Source organism: Streptomyces agglomeratus (genome assembly GCF_001746415.1).
GTDB classification, from domain to species: domain Bacteria; phylum Actinomycetota; class Actinomycetes; order Streptomycetales; family Streptomycetaceae; genus Streptomyces; species Streptomyces agglomeratus.
On the sequence record NZ_MEHJ01000001.1, the window covers coordinates 7,333,314 to 7,350,074 of the forward strand.

Below are 16,761 nucleotides of genomic sequence, written 5' to 3' on the forward strand. Positions count from 1 at the left end.
CGCTCCACCAGGTCGGGCCGGGGCCGGCGGACGCCGCGCCGGCCCTTCTCACCACCCCCGCGCGTCAGTCCGTGACCGCCATGGTCCTCTTCGCCAGTTCGTACGCCGGGAGCATCGCCTCGTGCTCCTGGGTGTCCAGCCCGCCCAGGTGCAGCACCACCGAGCCGCCTGGGGTGCTCACAGCGAGCGCCCGCTCCTTCTTCGGCTCGCTCTCGAACTCGCCGGTGATGAGGTAGGTGACCTCCGCGGCGGCGAGTTCACCGGCCTCGGTCGGGCGGTAGCGGACCGAGGCGGCCTTCTTCTCGTCCGCCATGAAACCTTCGAGGACCTCGCGCGGAGTGCCTTTGCCCTTGCCGGTCCAGACACGGAGGTAGCCGACGCTCCCGGCGGGCTTGGCGTCGATCTCGCAGACCAGATTGACGCCGCCCTGCCTGACGAGCGAGGCGAAGGCGGGATCGTCCCCGGCCGTCACCTTCTCCGCGGTCCAGTCGGCCGCCGTACTGAACGAGACGGGCAGGGCGCACGGAGTGCCGGCTCCGCCGATGACCGCGCCCTCGGCGGCGCTCCCGCTCCCCGCCCCGGCCTTCGCGCTGCCGCTCGTTTCCCCGGCCGGCTCGGCCCGGTCCGCCGTATCGCGCTCCGGCGCCGTCGAACAGCCGGCCAGTACGAGCACTGTCAGCGCCACCGCCGGGACGATGCCCCGCGCCACGTTCTGCCCCATGAACCCCACCCCTGAGCTTGATCGATCGCCGCAGGCTATCCCACGCCCACGAGCGCTTCTCCCGGCGCCCGGACCAGGGCCGAGGCAGGTCCGGAGCAGGGACAGGGCAGGTCAGGAGAAGTGCAGCCGGGCCTCGGCCGCGCCACGCGCCGAAGCCACCGCGGCGGCCTCGGCGACCAGTTCCTCGCGTAAGGCGGACGACAGCGGTCCGAAGGGCGTGAGCGTCACGTCGAGCCGGCGACCGGCGGCCCTGGCACGCCACGTACCGGCGATCTCCGAACCGACCAGCAGTGCGCCGGGACCGCCGATGGGCCGCCAGATCTCCCGCTGTCTCGTCCGGTCCGGTACGACCAGTTCCCGATCGCGGGCCTGGAGGAACGGGTCGCCCGGCGGAAGCAGCCGCACGAGGGCGCGGCTCCGCGCGGACAGCAGCGCGTCGAGATCCGCGGCGGGCAGCCACGTCTTCCTGCCCTCCAGCCACACCTCGGCGAGGTCGTCCGGCCACATCGACTTCACCACCGTCACCTTGGTGCCGAGATACTTCGCCACCTCGGCGGGGGTGGCGGGGCCGAGGAAGCGCAGGTAGGCGCGGACCAGCTCGGCGGCCCCGGACGGCGCGGCCGGAACCGGGAACCTCTCGTCCAAAGGGGTCAGCACCGTCCGGCCGCCCTCCGGCCGGACACCGACTGCTCCGAAGAGCCCGGCCTGCTGGAACAACAGCCCGGAGATGTGCCGCGCACCGCAGGCCGCGCACCAGTACGTCAGCGACTCCGGTACGGCCGCGCTGACAGCGGTACTGACCTCACCCTTGGCCATCGGCGCGGTCACCACCTCGCGAAACGCCTCGGCGGTCACGCGGAACGCCTCGACACCGAGTCGCGCCCCCTCCTTGATCACCGCCGTGTCGATCCGCGCGGTCGCGTCCGCGTCGGTCACCGGCCACAGGCCCCCGGCGAGCCTCGGCAGGTCGGCGCGCCGGTGCAGATGGGGCGCGCCGCGGAACGACCAGACGAGTACGAGTCCGTCGGCGGACGCGCCGCGCGCGGCCAGCGCCAGCCGCGCCGATCCGTTCGGCGTGTCCTGGGCCCCCAGGGCGAGCACATCGGGCCGGGGCGACGAGCGTGCGAACCCGTGGGCCGCGACCCGGTGGGCCAGTACCTGTTCCCGCCGGACGTCGACCCGGTGTGTGCTGCTCACTGCCCACCCTCCGTACGCGCTGGACGTACCGTATCCACTCAGGTGCCCGAGGGGGGCGTGGCGGTGCTGCCCCCTCCTGGTGCCCTCGGTTTCAGGCTACGTCCGGCGCCCGCACCCTCAATCCGGGCTGTGCGGGCCCGTGCCGCGGCCGCCTTTCAGCGGCCCACGGGGTCCGACGGGGAGGCGTCACCGGGGGTGATGAGCGCCAGGTGGCCGCCCTCGTCGAGCGGCGTGGGAACGGTGACGAGCGCCGTCTGACGGGCCGTGGCGGCGTCGAACACGTGGACCTCGCCGTGGCCGCCGCGGGTGACCGCCACCAGCGAGGCGCCCGGGGACGCCGCGATGGCCCGGCGCTGCACGCCGTCCCACGGGGTGCCGCCCCGGCGCGGGGCTCCCGCCATCGGCGGCAGGGGCAGGCGCGCCGACACGGCCGGCACCGTGCCCCCGGTGGAGACCAGGATCAGTTCGTCGCCGTCGGGGTGCACGCGCGCGAAGGCGACGTGCGCGGCCAGCACCGCCAGCCGGAAGACCAGACCGGGGCCGAGGCCGAGGCGGCCGCCCCGGCCCGAATCGAGGTGGTGCCACCAGGCGTCGTTGGTCCAGTCCGGCCAGTGCCCGGGAGCGGCCGGACCACCTCGTACGACGGACCACAGCGTCCGGCGCGCGGCGTCGAGCCGCAGGTAGTAGCCGCGGCCGCCGCTGCGTGCGCCCACATCCCAGGGCAGCGTGTCCGCGGATACCAGGGCGCCGCCGTCCACGCGGGCCCGGTGGACGCCCGAACCCGCTGCCGCGAACACCCCGCCGGTCAGTGGGTCGCAGGCGTCACCGTGCCCGTCGTGGTCCGGCAGGGGGAGGGTGTACGCGGGCTCGGCGGGCGGCAACGAGGGGGCGGCCGCCATCAGTTCGGCGTGCCGGTACGCGGTGAGCTCACCGGGCTCCCGGTGCCGCAGTACGACCATGGGGTCGTCGGGGGAGCCGGTGAACGTGACGCCCGGTTCGCCCGTCCGGGTGCGGACGCGCACCGCGCTGGGCCCGCCGTCGGCTGCCAGGTCGACGGCCGTCAACTGGTCGCTCCAGGCGGTCCAGTTGCGGCCCAGGCCCGTGGTGACGGCGATACGGCGGCCGGAGCGGTCGGCGGCCAGGTGCTCGGCGGGCACGGCGACCGGTACGCGGGCCTCGACGGCCGGGCGTCCGTGATCCGGCCCGTAGGGATCGAGGACCAGCAGCTCGCCCGCCCTGTCGTCGACGAAGGCGGTGCGGTCGCGCGGAAGAGCCAGGAAGCCCGCGTGCTCGGCGAGATGACGCCGGTCGAGCCGGGCTGTCGTCCTACCGGTCCGTATGTCCAGAATGCTCAACTTTCCGGCTACATGGTCGGCGACGACCAGGCGTGGTCCGAGGTGCATGGCGGGTTCTCCAGGTGTGAGGCGACTGGACAAGACTTGTTTTGATAATGATTATCATCTCTAAAGTTGACCGACGAGAACCGAGAAGAACAGAGGGCACGTCATGTCGCGCGCAGTGAGAAGGGTCCGCCGCTGGGCGGCGGCCGTCGTCATGGGGACCGTGCTGGTCGGATGTGGCGGCGGCGCGGAGGAGCCCGCGCCGGGCAGGGCCGGGGCCGACGAGTCCGGTCCCAGGACCAGCGTGGACGTCCGCCCCGTCAAGGCATCGAGCACGATCACCGACGCCCGGGGCGTCACCGTCACCGCCAAGAAGCCGCCCCGCCGCATCGTCTGCCTGGTCGCGCTGTGCGACGACATGCTGGTGGAACTGGGCATGACCCCGGCGGCCACCAACTCCACGCTGCTCGCCCACCCGGAGTTCCTCGGCAAGGATGGTGCGGGGAAGATTCCGGTGGTCCCCGGCGGCTTCCTCAGCCCGGAGGTCGAGGCGGTCCTCTCGCACGAACCGGACCTGGTCATCGGTCTGGAGGACACGCACGGCAAGCTCGCGCCCGCACTGAAGGGCGCCACCACCTTCTGGCCCGTTCAGCCGTCCACCTGGCAGGACAGCGTCCGATACCTGCGCGATCTGGGGGCTCTGACAGGGCGTACGGAGCAGGCCGAAGCGGCGGAGAAGCGCCTGCGCACCAAACTGGTCCGCGCGGAACGGAACAAGAGCGACAAGACGTCTCTGATCATCTTCGGCAGTGACGAGAACTTCGGAGTCGCGACGCCGGGGAACGACGTGGCCGCCGGCCTCTTCCCGAAGATCTCGTCCTATCCCTGGAAGGGGCGCGGCGTCGAGGGCAGTTACAGCATCGAGGAGATCCTCACCCGCGACGTCGACGTCCTCTTCGTCGAGACGCTTTCCTTCGGCGCGCCGGACGGAAAGCTGTCGGACAAGCTGGCCAAGAACCCGCTCTGGGCGCGGATCCCGGCCGTACGCGACGACAAGGTGATCGAGGTCGACGCCGACGTCTGGGCCAAGGGACGCGGAACCCGCTCGCTCGGTCTCGTCCTCGACGAGGCCACGGCCGCGCTGCGGTGATACGTCAACCGGCGGCCGCCACGGCCCTGCTGGTCGTGGCGGCCGGTGTCGCCCTGTGCCTGGGTACGCCGTACGTCGCCCCGCACCGCCTGCCCGCGGCGCTGAGCGGTGACGGTCTGGAGGGTGTGATCCTCACCGAACTGAGGCTGCCCCGGCTGGTACTCGCGCTGGCGGCGGGGGCGTGCCTGGGCGCCGCCGGCCTGGTCCTCCAGGAGGCGCTGCGCAACCCGCTGGCCGTGCCGGAGATGATCGGAGTGTCCTCCGGCGCCGCTCTCGGCGTCGCCGCGCCGCTCGTGCTGGCCCTGTCGATGCCGGCGGCGGTGGTGCCGCTGCTCGCCCTGGGCGGGGCGGTGATCGGCGGCGTACTCACCCTGGCGGCCGCCGGTTTCGGGCGCAGTCCGGCCGCCGTCCTGCTGACGGGAGCGGCCGTATCGGCCGCTCTGCAAGCCGGCCTGCTGGTGCTGATGGTGCTCGCCGACCAGCTGGATCTGCAACTCATCTACCGCTATCTGCTGGGCAGTCTGTCCGCCCGGACCTGGGACGACGTGTCAGGGCTGTGGCCCTGGCTGGTCGTCGCCGTCCCGGCGCTCGTTCTGTGTGCCCCGGTGCTCGGGGTGCTGCGCCTGGGGGACGACGACGCCCGAGCGATGGGCGTGCGGGTGCGGCGGGCGCGGCTCGGGGCGCTGGCCATCGCCATCGTCCTGATCGCCCCGGTCGTCGCCGTCTGCGGGCCGGTCGCGTGGGTGGGGTTCCTCGCTCCGCAGCTCGCGCGCCGCCTTCGGCCGGCGGCCGACGCGCGGGCCTGGCTGCTCTGGTCGGCGGTCTGGGGCGCGCTGATCGTGCTGTGCGCCGACCAGCCGGCCCGGTTGGCGCTCGCGCCGGTCGAGACGCCGGTCGGCGCGTGGACGGCGCTGCTCGGGGTGCCGGCCGGGGTCGCGCTGCTGCGCGTGCGGCGGCCGGCCGGTGCCACCCGCCCGTCCGGTGGGAGCCACTCCCCGCGGACCGTTCCCGGAGGTGACCGATGAGGGCACCGGCCGTGGCACGCGCGCCACGCCCCACCGGGGCACCCGAGCCCGCCCGGCTCGGGGCCGCGGCCAAACTGGGCCTCCTGCTGGGCCTGTTGGCCGTCGCCCTGTGCGCCCAGATGACCGTCGGCCGCAGTCCGGGTGCGGCCGGAGTGTGGGAAGTGCTCACCGGCTCCGGCGAACCGACCGCGCGGCACATCGTCGTACAACTGCGCATGCCGAGGGCGCTCGTCTCGCTCGGCGCCGGAGCGAGCCTGGGTCTCGCCGGGCTGCTGCTCCAGTCGGCGCTGCGCAATCCGCTGGCGGGCCCCGAGGTCACGGGTGTCACGCCCGGAGCGGTGCTCGGAGCGGTGACGGCGACCGGGCTCGGCCTCGCGGGCTGGGAATCACCGACGGCGGTGGTTGTCGCCGCCTGTGCGGGCGGTTTCCTCGGAGCGGGACTGCTGTGGCTGCTCGCCGGGCGCGAGAAGGGGGACCCCGAACAGACCGCCGTGTACGGCGTGCTGGTGTCCGCCGTACTCGCCGGACTGACCGCGGTGGTACTGCTCGTCGCGCCCGGGGAGCTGGGCAGCGTGGTGCAGTGGCTCATCGGCTCCACGGAGGGGCGGGTGTGGGAACACTGGTCGCTGTTGTGGCCGTGGGCTCTCGTGTGGGCCGCCGCGGCCTGCGCCCTGGCGGCCCCGCTGACGTTGCTGCGCTGCGGTGACGACCAGGCGACGGCAGCGGGACTGGCGGTGGGACGCGCCCGCGGCGCGGCCCTCGTGTGCGCCGTCGCGCTGACGGCGGGAGCCGTCTCGGCTGTGGGAGCGCTGGGGTTTGTGGGACTGCTGGTGCCGCATCTGGGGCTCGCGGTCTTCGGCGCCGACCTGCGCGTCACCCTCCCCGGAGCCGCGCTCATCGGCGCGGTCGTGGTGTGCGGGGCCGACGCGGCGGCGCAGTCGCTGTCCCGGCTGCTGGTGGAAGGGCTGGACGCCGGACGGCTGACCGTACCGGTTGGGGCGCTGACGACCTGCGTGGGCGCCGTACTGCTCCTCGTCGTGGCACGGCGTCAGGGAGCAGGGCCCGGCTGACGGCCGGGCGGCAGACGGGAGTCCGGCGGACAGCTGTCTCGGCCGGACCGACATTCAGCGCGCAGGAGCGCCATCGGCGCATCGGCCCATTCAGGAGGAAAGATGACCGCCTCGCAGATGTCACGGCCCGGGGGAGTAAGGGAGAGCGGCGCGGCCCGGAGCGGCGCCGTACCCGCGCGCGGGCCGGCGATCGCCGTCGAGGGGGTGAGCTTCGGCTACCCCGGCCGGAACGTGCTGGCGGACGTGGACCTGCGGGTGGAGGCGGGTGAACTGGTCGCCCTGATCGGCCTCAACGGCTGCGGGAAGAGCACGTTGCTGCGGCTCGTCGCCGGTCTGCTGCGTCCTTCGGCGGGCCGGGTGGTGCTGGCGGGTGACGACCTCGCACGCCTTTCCCGGCGGGCCACGGCCCGCCGCGTCGCGCTGCTGCACCAGTCGGCACCGGCTGTCCCCGGCATGACGGTGCGGCAGTTGGTGAAGCAGGGGCGCTACGCGGCCCGGGGCCCGCTCGGCATGCTCAGGGACGGGGACGACGACGTGTGCGCGCGGGCCCTCGGGGACGTGGGGGTGGCCGGCTGGTCCGACCGGATGGTCGATTCCCTCTCGGGCGGTGAGCGCCAGCGGGTGCGCCTGGCGATGTCCCTGGCCCAGGACACCGGCGTACTGCTCCTCGACGAGCCCACCACCTATCTCGACCTGCGGCACCAACTGGAGGTGCTGCAAACGGTGGTGAGGTTGCGTGAGGAACGGTCCCTGACCGTGGTGATGGTGCTGCACGACCTGGGGCACGCCGCGCGCTTCGCGGATCGCGTCGTCGCGCTGCGCGGCGGGCGCGTGGCGGCGGACGGCCCGCCCGCCCGCATCGTCACGCCCGAGCTGCTCGCCGGGGTGCTGGGGGTCGCCGGGCGGGTGGGCAGGGACCCGGAGGGTGGTTGGCCGGTCTGTTACCCAGATCACCCTCTGGCCCCCGAAGAGCTATTGCGAAACGATAATCATATTCATTAGTGTCTGTGGTGCGCCGCCGACAGGCGGTTCGCATCTCCCGAACGAAGGAGTCTTCTCATGGAGCACAACAAGGTGTTCAGCCCGATCGCCGAGCAGGGCCAGCTGGCGCACCTGTCGGCGACGCACTCCAACGCCCTCGTCGAGAACCCCTTCGACGACACCGCCGCCGACGTCACCGTCGACGAGAGCAAGTAGCAGCAAGGGAGCGGGCCCGCCCAGCAGTTGGGCGGGCCCGCTCCTTCTCTCCGCAGCAGAGCGACCTCTTACCCCAGGAGCCCCAGTGACCGTCAGCCGACTCGTCCCAGGCGTTGAGATCGTCGCCGTGCCCGGACAGGGCGTGGCGGTACGGACCCCGGACGGCGACTTCCTGCGCGTCGACACCGGGGAGGTGGCGGCCGAGGACCTGATGACCCGGCTCGAGGGCGGGGCTCGGGGGGGCGCGGCCCTGGAGGATCTGGTGCTGGCCTTCGAGAACGCCGGCTATGCGGGCCGTGACGGCGAACTGCCCCTGGAGGGACGGACCGTACACCTGCTCGGCGACGTGAACCTGACCGCGAGGCTGGCGCGTCGGATCGCCGAGGAAGGCGCCGACGTCCGGTACGCCGCCCCCGGCGAGGTCTCCGCCATGGCGGAGAACGGCGCCGGGCTGCCGGCCGGCGCGACGGCCGCGGTGGTGTGGTGCCTCGACTCACCGGTCGGCGAAGGGCTGTGGGACGCCGCCGACCGGCTGCCCGAACGGGGCATCGGCTGGCTGCGCTGCCACCGTGAGGGATTCCAGGCGTGGATCGAACCCCTTGCCGCGGCGCCCGGTGACGTCACCTCCCGCGACGTGCGGCTGCGGCGCCTCGCGGCCACCGCCGCGCACCGTGAACTCGCCGCCTACTGGGCGGGAAACCGGACGGCGGAGACCGGATCGGCGGGCGGCGAGGCGTCGGCCGCGCTCCTCGCGGAACTGCTCACCGCCGACCTCGTCGCCTGGGCCGGCGGACGGCCCAGGGCCGGCCGTCTGCCGGTACGCCGCCGCCTGCGCCGCGTCGACCTGCGGGACCTGACCGTCACCGAACACCCGGTGCTGCCCGTGCCTCCGGTGGCCCCGTTGCCCCGGACGGCCGCCACGGCCGCCGGCACGTCCGGTGCGGCCGGCCGCCGTGGCGGGGCCCGGTGAGCGGCGGTCGTGGCGTCGGCGCACCGGCGAGGGACGGGCACGCGCCCGCGCGTCGCGACGGCGGCGGGGCCGCCTGCCCCGTGGAAGAGCGGCGGGCCGGGATGTCCGACGGCGTCCGGCTCACCGCGGACCTGTGTCTACCTCCCGAGGACTTCGGCGACGGCCCGTTCCCGGCTGTCCTGATACGCACTCCGTACGACCGTCGCCGTCACCGCGCCGAGCTGCGCGCCTGGGCTTCGCTCGGCTTCGCCGCCATGGCGCAGGACGTACGGGGCCGGTACGCCTCGGAGGGCCGGTGGCACCCGTACCGGAACGAGGAGGCGGACGGCGCGGCGACCCTGCGCTGGATGCGCGCCCAGCCCTGGTGCGCCGGGAAGGTCGTCGCCCACGGCAGCTCCTACGGCGCGTACTGCGCGCTGGCCGCCGCGCTGGGCGGAACGGCGGACGGCCGCCCGGACGCCGTCATCGCCGCAGTGCCCGCCCTCGGAGCCGCCGAGACGGCGCGCGAGGCGGACGGTCCGGAGCGGCTGCTGGCCCGGGCGGGCTGGTGGGCCGCGCACGGCGACCGCAGGACGTCCGACGAAACGGCCCTGGAGAGGGCTCTGGCCAGGGACCCGCACCTGTTGGACCGCCTTCCCGTGAGCGACTTCCCCCGGGGGCTCCGGCGGCCCCTGCCCTCCTGGGCGGGACTGTGGCAGCAGGCCAGGGGCTGCGGCATCGCCGTGCGCGGGGCGGCCGCCGCTCTGCCCCTGCTCGCGGTGGGCGGGACCCGCGACCCCTTCCGTGACGACACCGTCGACCTCTGGCGGCACTGGGGCGGCCCCGCCCGGCTCCTGATGGGGTCGTGGGGACACGCGCTCACCGCGTCGCCGGGACCCGAAGCCCGTCCGGAGCACCGGCTGAACCTGGGCGCGCTGTATGCCCGCTGGGCGCGAGCGGCGCTCGCCGGCGACCTGGCGGGCGACCGCCGCGGGGTGGCCGCCCTGGGCAACAGCGGGTGGTGGGCCTCCCTGGCGGACCTCCCCGAGCCCACCGTCCACCCCTTCGGCACCGGGCTGCGCCTGCTGCGCGGAGCGGGCTTCCAAGCCGACCCCGAACGGCCACTGCGTTCCGACCACTTGAACGTACCGGAGACCGGAGACGCCGACCGGTGCCTCCTGGTCACCGCGCCCCTGGCCCGGCCCATGGACCTCCTCGGGCGGGCGGAGGCCAGGCTCACGGCGGTGGCGGACACCCCCGCCGCCGACTGGCTCGTACGCCTGGTCGCCCTCGACCCGCGGGGTACCGCCGACCCCCTCGCGACCGGCATCGTACGGCGCCGGGACCCCGCGCACACGGCCGCCGGGATCACGGTGCCGCTCGGCTTCGTCGCCCGCCGCCTGGCCGCCGGAACCCGGCTGCGCCTCGAAGTCGGCGGACACCACTTCCCCGCGCACGCCCGCAACCCCCACACCGGTGAGGACCCGGTCACCGCGACCCGGCTGCTCCCCTCGCGCCGCTCCGTACTGCTCGAAGGCAGTGCCCTGTCCCTGCCTGTCGTCCCCGCCCGGCACCGCTTCGCGCGTGTCGATCCCGCACAGGAGATCTGCCGTTGACCAGCACCAGCACCAGCACCAGCACCAGCACCAGCACGAGCACCGGCACCAGCCCCGGCACCGGCGTGGAGGCCGAACTCATACCGGCCGAAGACCTCGTGGACCCCGTCTGCGGGCTGATCCGGGGCGTGGAGCCGGTCGGACACCCCACCGGCGCACCGCCCCGCTACACCGCGATGACCGCGGAAGTGGCCGACGCCCGGCGCTTCGGCGCCTGGCCGGCCGACCGCGTCGCCCTCGGCACCACCTTCGGTGACCCCGCGGGCGCCCGCATCGCCGCCATCGCCGAAGCCGTGGAGCGCTACTGCGGCAACCGGTTGCCCCCACCGGGACACCCGGCGGCCCCCGTGCGCGCGACGGCGCGCCGGCTCCGCGCCGAGGGCAAGCGGCTGTACGGGCCCGGCGCCCTCCCGCGCTACGCGTCCTGGCAGTACGACCGTCCGGGGTTCCCCTACCGGCCGCTCGACGAGGACACACCCGCCCTGTGGACCTGGGGCAACCAGGGCGCGGGGGAGTGCTGGGCGCCGGTCGCCCTCACGCACCTCAACTGGCGCCAGGGCGAGCTGCGTTCCCTGCCGCGTACACACCACCTGAACTACGCGGGCATCGCCACCGGCCAGGGCTTCGACGACGCCGTGGAGCGCGGCCTGCTGGAGGTCGTCGAGCGTGACGCGCTGGAACTGTGGTGGCACCTCGACGGACCGGCGCGAGGTATCGACCCGGCGACCGTGCCCGGCCTGACGGCCGATCTCGACGGCTGCGACCTGGACGTCTCGATCGTCGAGATGCCGTCGGAATTCGCGCCGTGCATGGCCGCACTGGTCTACGACCCCGTGCGCCGTATCCACGCCGCCGGATTCGCCTGCCGCTACGACCCCGCGGAGGCCGCCCGCAAGGCCGTACTCGAAGCGGTCCACACGTGGGTCTTCACCCAGGGCGCGGTCGACCGCGACGGATGGGTCTTCCGGGCGGTCGACGCCGGGATGTTCGCACCGGGCCTCTACCTGGAGCACCGGGAGGACCGGCGCTACCTGGACGACTGCGGCACCGACTTCGCCGCCGTACGCGACCTCGGCGCGCACGTGCAGGTGTGGCTCGACGAACGCGTCACCCCGCTGGCGGCGCGCTTCACCGACCCGGCCGGCGGAGTCGTCGGGATCGGCGACGTGGCGCCGGGCAGCCGCGGCGCCCTGGACAGCCGGCTCGCGGCCGGCGGGCACCGGGTTTTCACCTTCGATCTGACCACCGAGGACGTCACCGCGACGCCATTGAGGGTGGCGCGCGTACTGGTGTCCGGGCTCATCCCCAACGCACCGGCGGCCTTCGGTTACTTCGGCAGCCCGCGCTTCGCCGAGGCCGCGCTGTGCCGGGGCTGGCGGACCGAACCGCCGCGCGCACCACAAGATTTCACGCTCACACCGCCGCCCCACATGTAAGGGGGAACGACGTGTCCACAACCAACGACGTGCCCACCAGCGACGTGCCCTCACCCCACGACGTGCCCTCCTCCACCACGACGGACCAAGCCGCCCGTACGTCCCTCGCCATGGCACGGTCCGGAGCGGTGCCCGGCCCGGAGACCCCGGCCGGAAGAGCCGCCGTATGGACCTCACCGGCCCAGCCCCTCACCGTGGGGGCCGGGCGGCCGGACCTCGACCACGTACTGCGGCATTCACTCGCCGCGCCGGAAGGCACGAACGGGCGGCTGCGGCCCGCCCCTTCGGCAGGCGCGCTGCACCCGGTCAACGCCCACCTCCTGATGGGCCCGGGAGGACCGCTGCCCGCCGGGCGCTACGCGTACGACCCGCTGACGCACCGGGCGCACCCGCGCGGCGCCGCCCCCGGTGACGTGCCCGACGGCACCCTCGTCGTCCTCACGGTCCACGCCCGGCGCACGGTGTCGCACTACGGGCACCGCGCCCTGCCCCTGCTGCTCCTGGACGCGGGCCACGCCGCCGCCGCGCTGGCCCGGGCCGGGGCGGCAGCGGTGTGTCTGGACGCGGACGGCGCCCTGCTGTCCGCGGCGGCGGGTCTGCCCCGCTCCGCCCGCTGGCGCCGGACCTGGCCCGGCACAGAACCCCAGCATCCGCTGGCCGCAGTCGCACTCGGACCGGCGGCCGACCACGCGGAGCACGCTCTCCGGCGCTGGGCCGCGTGGGGTCCCGGCCCGCCCCCGCGGCCGGAGCCGGCTGCCGGGCGAGTGTCTCCCGTACTGGCGCAGACCTGGCGTGCCCTCGACGACATGACGTCGGCCGCGGCCCGGCCGGGGGAGTGGACACCGACGCGGGCGCACCTTGCCACGCAGCCGCCGCCGTCCCGCCGCAGCGCCCCGCCGCCCTTGCGGGGCGCGCCCGCGCCGGAGGTCCTCGCCCGCGTCCTGGCCCGCGCGGCGGACGCGTCGCCGCCGGGCGGGCCGAAGTGGTGCGCCGCCGTCGGCGGTCCGCGGCCCGCGCTGCTCGAACTCGCCCGCGACGGCGCGGCGGACGGAGCACGGGAACACGGGCGGGGCCCCGCCCTGCGGCGGCTCGCGTCCGGCGACGCCCGGCCGACGCTCGCGGTGTGGGCTGCCGGCCAGGCCTGGATCGCCGACGCCGGAGCCGTACTGCTCGCGTACGGATGTCCGGAGGCGGCGGACGCGGGGCGCGTCCGCCGCGAACACCTGGCGGCCGGGTACGCGGCCGGCCTGGCGCAGTACGCCGCGACGGAACTCGGGCTGGCGTCGCGCCCGGTGGGTTCCTGGCAGCAGGCGGACCTCGGCGCCGCCCTGGGCGCTCCGCCCGGCCGGGACTGGATCGTGCACGGACTTGCCATGGGAAGAGATGATCACCAGTGATGCTTCACCCGGAGCTGACACGGGCCGCCGGCGCGGCACGTGGCGCGCTGCTCGGCGCCACGGCCCTGCTCGGCGCGGTGGCCCTGACCCACCTCGTCCAGGCCGTGCTGCTCGCCGTCGCGCTCTCCGCAGTCGCCCGCGGCGACACCCGTCGGCTGCCCCTCCTGCTCGGCGCCGTGCTCCTGGCCGTCTTCACCCGCGCAGGGCTGAGCTACTGGCAGCGGCGTACGGCCGTAGCAGCGGGTTCACGGGTACGCGTGCGGCTGCGCGACGCCCTGCTGGAGCGGCTCGGACAACTGGGGCCCGCCCATCTCGACGGCGCCCGCGCCGGGGCGGTCCGCGCCACGCTGGTCGACGGCGTCGAAGGCGTGGACGCGTATGTCTCCCGCTACCTGCCGCAGTTCCTCGTCACCTGCGTCGTCCCGCCGCTGCTGCTGACCGCCGTCGCGGTCATCGAGCCGTACGCCCTCCTCGCCCTCGTACCGGCCCTTCTCCTCGCGCTGCTCGCCCCCCGCTGGTGGGACCGGCTCCTCGAGGACCGGGGCCGCGAGCACTGGGACAGTTACGAGGACCTGGCGGCCGACTACCTCGAAGCCCTCCAGGGCATGTCCGCCCTGCGCGCGGCCGGGGCGGTGGGGAGGACCCGCGCGCGGCTGGAACGGCGGTCCGCCGCGCTCCACCGCGCGACCGTGGCCAAGCTCCGTGTCTCCCTCGTCGACACCGGCCTCACCGATCTCGCGATCCAGGGCGGTACGGCGGCCGCCGCCCTGGTGGCCTGCGCGTCGGCGGTGTCCGGGAACGCGACGGCGACCGGCACGTACCTGCTGCTGATGCTGTCCTCGGAGTGCTTCCGCCCCGTACGCGACCTCTCCAGGGAGTGGCACGCGGGATACCTCGGCGTATCGGCGGCGGACGGCATCGCGGCTCTGCGCACGGCGGCGGGCGGCGTCCCGGACGAGGGACGCCGCCAGGCCGACTGGCACGGCCCGCCCGCCCTCACCTTCGACGGCGTGAGCTTCCGGTACCCCGGCGCCGAGCGGCCCGCGCTCGACGGTGTCACCTTCACCGCCGAGGCCGGCGCCACGACCGCCGTGGTCGGTCCGTCCGGCGCGGGCAAGTCGACGCTGCTGTCCCTGCTGACGCGCCACAGCGACCCGCAGCACGGCCGGGTCCTGGCCGACGGTACGGAGACGACGCGCTTCACCCTCGACTCGCTGCGGGGCGCCGTCGCCGTGGTGTCCCAGGAGACGTACCTCTTCCACGCGTCCGTCGCGGACAACCTCCGCCTGGCCCGCGAGGACGCCACCGACGACGAGCTGCGCGACGCCGCCCGCTCCGCCGGAATCCACGACGAGATAGCCGCCATGCCGGACGGTTACGACACCGTGGTGGGGGAACGCGGCGCCACCCTGTCCGGCGGCCAGCGTCAGCGACTGGCCCTCGCCCGGGCGCTGCTCGCCGACGCGCGCGTACTCGTCCTCGACGAGGCGACCAGCGCGGTGGACGAGCGCGGAGAGGCCCGGATCGGCGCGGCCCTGTCCCGGGCCGCCCGTGGCCGCACCTGCGTCGTCGTCGCCCACCGCCTGGACTCCGTACGCCACGCGGACCGGATCGTCGTGCTCGACGGCGGACGGGTGCAGGCGGTCGGCGACCACGCCACCCTCATGGCCGCCGGGGGGCTCTACGCCTCACTGGTCGAAGCCGGGCGTACGACGACGGAAGCGGGTGTACCCGCGACGCAAGCACCCGCACGCGCGACGGACGAAGCGGCTGTCCCCGCGACGGACGAGACACCTGTCTCCGCGACGGACGAAACATCCGTCCCCGCGACGGACGAAGCCGCCGGACCCGCGCGGGAAGCAGCCGGACCCACCACGAAGGAAGCAGGTCGCGCGGCATGAAGCCCTCCGACATCGCGGAGCGCGGCTCCCTGCGGGCACTGCTGCCCGCCCTCGGCCCCCACCGGGCCATGGTCGCGCGTACCTGCGCGGCAGCCCTCGTCGACCAGGCCGCGCTCGTCGCACTCGTGACGCTCGGCGCTCTCGCGGTGGGAGCCGCCGTCGTCGAACGCACCGCCCCCTCCGCCGCCGTGGTGACCGCACTGATCGCGCTCGTCGTCGTCCGGGCCCTGGCCACCTGGCGCGAGATGGACCTCTCGCACGACCTCGCATACCGGATCCTCGCCGAGCTGCGGGTACGGGTCTTCGACGGTCTCGCGCGCAGTGCCCCGGCCCGGATCGGGGGCCGCCGCAGCGGCGACCTGGCCGCGACGGCCATGGGAGACGTGGAGGCCCTGGAGTTCTTCTACGCCCACGCCATAGCCCAGCTCGCCGCGTCCGCCACGGTGTTCGGCGCCGGAACGGTGACCCTGGCCGTCATCGAGCCGCACCTGCTGTTCGCGCTGATCCCGGTCGCGGTGCTGCTCGTTCTCGCGCCGCTCCTGGAGGGCCGGGGAAGGACCGTACGGGGCGCCCCGACGCGTGCGGCAGCCGCCGAACTGTCCGCGGAAGCCGTGCAGACGGTGGACGGACTGCGCGAACTGCTCGCCTTCGGCGCCCTGCGCCGCAGGCGCGCACGGCTCGCCTCGGCAGGGGCTGACCTCGCTGGCGCACAGCGCGCCGAACAGTCCTGGGAAGCGGCCGCCGCCGCGGTCCGCGACACGCTGGTGGTCGCCGCGGTGGCCGGGGTCGTCGCCCTGGCGGCTCACGCGGTCGCCATCGGGCGGCTCGACGGGCCGTGGGCCCCCGCCGCCATGGCGCTGGCGCTCGGCACCCTCGCCCCGGCCGCCGACGCGGCCGCGGCGCTCGGCCAGGCGGGCGGACTGCGCCCGGCGGCCGCCCGCGTCGGCGCGGCGATCACGGCAGTCGCGGGCGCTCCGGAGCCCCTCGCACCGCGCACGCTCCCCGACGGCCCGCTCGGCGTACGGCTGCGAGACGTCCGCTTCGACTACGGTGCCTCCCGGGTCCTCGACGGCGTCGACCTCACCGTACGCGCGGGAGAGGCCGTCGCCCTCGTAGGAGCGTCCGGCGCGGGCAAGTCCACCTGCGCCCACCTGCTCGCGCGCTTCTGGGACCCGTCGGACGGAGCCGTCGAGCTGCTGCCGGCCGACGGCTCCCCGCCCGTGGACCTGCGCGAAGTGGCAGAGCCGGAACTGCGCCGCGCCGTGGCCGTGGTCGGCCAGGAGACGCCGCTCTTCCACGGCACCCTCGCCGACAACCTCCGGCTGAGCGCGCCGGAAGCGACCGACGCCGAACTGGCGGCGGTGGTCCGCAGCTGCGGCATCGACCGCTTCGTCACGGACCTCGACACGCGGGTCGGCGAACGCGGTACGACGCTGTCCGGTGGCCAGCGCGCCCGTATCTCACTCGCCCGGGCCCTGCTGGCCGATCCCCGCGTACTGGTCCTCGACGAGACGACGGCTCACCTCGACACGGCGGGCGACGCCGAACTCGCCGCGGCGCTCGCGGCGGCCTCCGCGACGCGCACCACGCTCTGGATCGCGCACCGGCCGGCCACCGTCCGCAGGGCAGACCGCATCGCGGTACTCGTGTCGGGCCGCATCGCGGAGGAAGGGACGTGGGGTCAGCTCACCGCCCACGAGGGCCCGTTCACCCGCGTCGTCGTGCCGCGAGCGCGTACGCCCATCGGCCGGACGTGAGTACG

14 protein-coding genes are annotated in these 16,761 nt (G+C 74.9%); 11 read left to right on the top strand and 3 right to left on the bottom strand.

The annotated features are described in order from the left end of the window. Positions 1-64 precede the first annotated feature (64 nt). The 3 genes from AS594_RS32090 to AS594_RS32100 form a co-directional block, all read right to left on the bottom strand. The gene (locus AS594_RS32090; RefSeq protein ID WP_069775268.1) at positions 65-721 is read right to left on the bottom strand and encodes a lipoprotein; all 657 of its coding nucleotides are present in this window, start codon (positions 719-721) and stop codon (positions 65-67) included. A 111-nt stretch (positions 722-832) separates the two neighbouring features. After that, positions 833-1,918 (bottom strand): DNA glycosylase AlkZ-like family protein, encoded by a 1,086-nt coding sequence (locus AS594_RS32095; RefSeq protein WP_069935652.1) that lies wholly within the window; start codon positions 1,916-1,918, stop codon positions 833-835. Between the two features lie 155 nt (positions 1,919-2,073). Beyond that, positions 2,074-3,321 (bottom strand): hypothetical protein, encoded by a 1,248-nt coding sequence (locus tag AS594_RS32100; RefSeq protein WP_069775263.1) that lies wholly within the window; start codon positions 3,319-3,321, stop codon positions 2,074-2,076. 103 nt (positions 3,322-3,424) lie between these two features. On the opposite strand from AS594_RS32100, the gene AS594_RS32105 reads away from it, so the two are divergent. The 11 genes from AS594_RS32105 (at position 3,425) to AS594_RS32150 (ending at position 16,756) form a co-directional block, all read left to right on the top strand. Further along, positions 3,425-4,408: an ABC transporter substrate-binding protein gene (locus AS594_RS32105; protein ID WP_069935653.1), complete on the top strand. Its 984-nt coding sequence runs from the start codon at positions 3,425-3,427 to the stop codon at positions 4,406-4,408. Next, the gene (locus tag AS594_RS32110; protein ID WP_069935654.1) at positions 4,405-5,433 is read left to right on the top strand and encodes a FecCD family ABC transporter permease; all 1,029 of its coding nucleotides are present in this window, start codon (positions 4,405-4,407) and stop codon (positions 5,431-5,433) included. Before AS594_RS32105 ends, AS594_RS32110 begins: the two co-directional genes overlap by 4 nt. A gap of 11 nt (positions 5,434-5,444) precedes the next feature. Continuing rightward, a complete protein-coding gene (locus AS594_RS32115) occupies positions 5,445-6,503 on the top strand; it encodes a FecCD family ABC transporter permease (RefSeq protein ID WP_420877866.1) in 1,059 nt (352 codons plus the stop codon). A 102-nt stretch (positions 6,504-6,605) separates the two neighbouring features. Then, positions 6,606-7,505 carry an ABC transporter ATP-binding protein gene (locus AS594_RS32120; RefSeq protein WP_420877867.1) on the top strand — a complete coding sequence of 300 codons (900 nt, stop codon included), beginning with the start codon at positions 6,606-6,608 and terminating at the stop codon, positions 7,503-7,505. 57 nt (positions 7,506-7,562) lie between these two features. After that, entirely contained in the window at positions 7,563-7,700 is a 138-nt protein-coding gene (gene amiA / locus AS594_RS44830) for a streptamidine family RiPP (protein WP_167368058.1), read from the top strand. Positions 7,701-7,785: 85 nt separating this feature from the next. Beyond that, positions 7,786-8,670 carry a hypothetical protein gene (locus AS594_RS32125; RefSeq protein ID WP_069935656.1) on the top strand — a complete coding sequence of 295 codons (885 nt, stop codon included), beginning with the start codon at positions 7,786-7,788 and terminating at the stop codon, positions 8,668-8,670. A gap of 101 nt (positions 8,671-8,771) precedes the next feature. Further along, entirely contained in the window at positions 8,772-10,265 is a 1,494-nt protein-coding gene (locus AS594_RS32130) for a CocE/NonD family hydrolase (RefSeq protein ID WP_069935657.1), read from the top strand. Between the two features lie 80 nt (positions 10,266-10,345). After that, positions 10,346-11,701 (top strand): YcaO-like family protein, encoded by a 1,356-nt coding sequence (locus tag AS594_RS32135; RefSeq protein ID WP_069936022.1) that lies wholly within the window; start codon positions 10,346-10,348, stop codon positions 11,699-11,701. Positions 11,702-11,712: 11 nt separating this feature from the next. Beyond that, the gene (locus tag AS594_RS32140) at positions 11,713-13,098 is read left to right on the top strand and encodes a nitroreductase family protein (RefSeq protein ID WP_069935658.1); all 1,386 of its coding nucleotides are present in this window, start codon (positions 11,713-11,715) and stop codon (positions 13,096-13,098) included. Continuing rightward, positions 13,095-14,999 carry an ABC transporter ATP-binding protein/permease gene (locus tag AS594_RS32145; RefSeq protein ID WP_107383020.1) on the top strand — a complete coding sequence of 635 codons (1,905 nt, stop codon included), beginning with the start codon at positions 13,095-13,097 and terminating at the stop codon, positions 14,997-14,999. Before AS594_RS32140 ends, AS594_RS32145 begins: the two co-directional genes overlap by 4 nt. Beyond that, entirely contained in the window at positions 14,996-16,756 is a 1,761-nt protein-coding gene (locus AS594_RS32150; RefSeq protein WP_069935659.1) for an ABC transporter ATP-binding protein, read from the top strand. The genes AS594_RS32145 and AS594_RS32150 overlap by 4 nt, the downstream gene beginning before the upstream one ends. Positions 16,757-16,761: the final 5 nt, after the last annotated feature.

Bases quoted from the DNA above. Each gene is read 5' to 3' on its own strand.
- AS594_RS32150 (WP_069935659.1), top strand. From the start codon at position 14,996: ATGAAGCCCTCCGACATCGCGGAGCGCGGCTCCCTGCGGGCACTGCTG.
- AS594_RS32090 (WP_069775268.1), bottom strand. From the start codon at position 721: ATGGGGCAGAACGTGGCGCGGGGCATCGTCCCGGCGGTGGCGCTGACA.
- AS594_RS32120 (WP_420877867.1), top strand. From the start codon at position 6,606: ATGACCGCCTCGCAGATGTCACGGCCCGGGGGAGTAAGGGAGAGCGGC.
- AS594_RS32100 (WP_069775263.1), bottom strand. From the start codon at position 3,321: ATGCACCTCGGACCACGCCTGGTCGTCGCCGACCATGTAGCCGGAAAG.
- AS594_RS32105 (WP_069935653.1), top strand. From the start codon at position 3,425: ATGTCGCGCGCAGTGAGAAGGGTCCGCCGCTGGGCGGCGGCCGTCGTC.
- amiA (WP_167368058.1), top strand. From the start codon at position 7,563: ATGGAGCACAACAAGGTGTTCAGCCCGATCGCCGAGCAGGGCCAGCTG.
- AS594_RS32130 (WP_069935657.1), top strand. From the start codon at position 8,772: ATGTCCGACGGCGTCCGGCTCACCGCGGACCTGTGTCTACCTCCCGAG.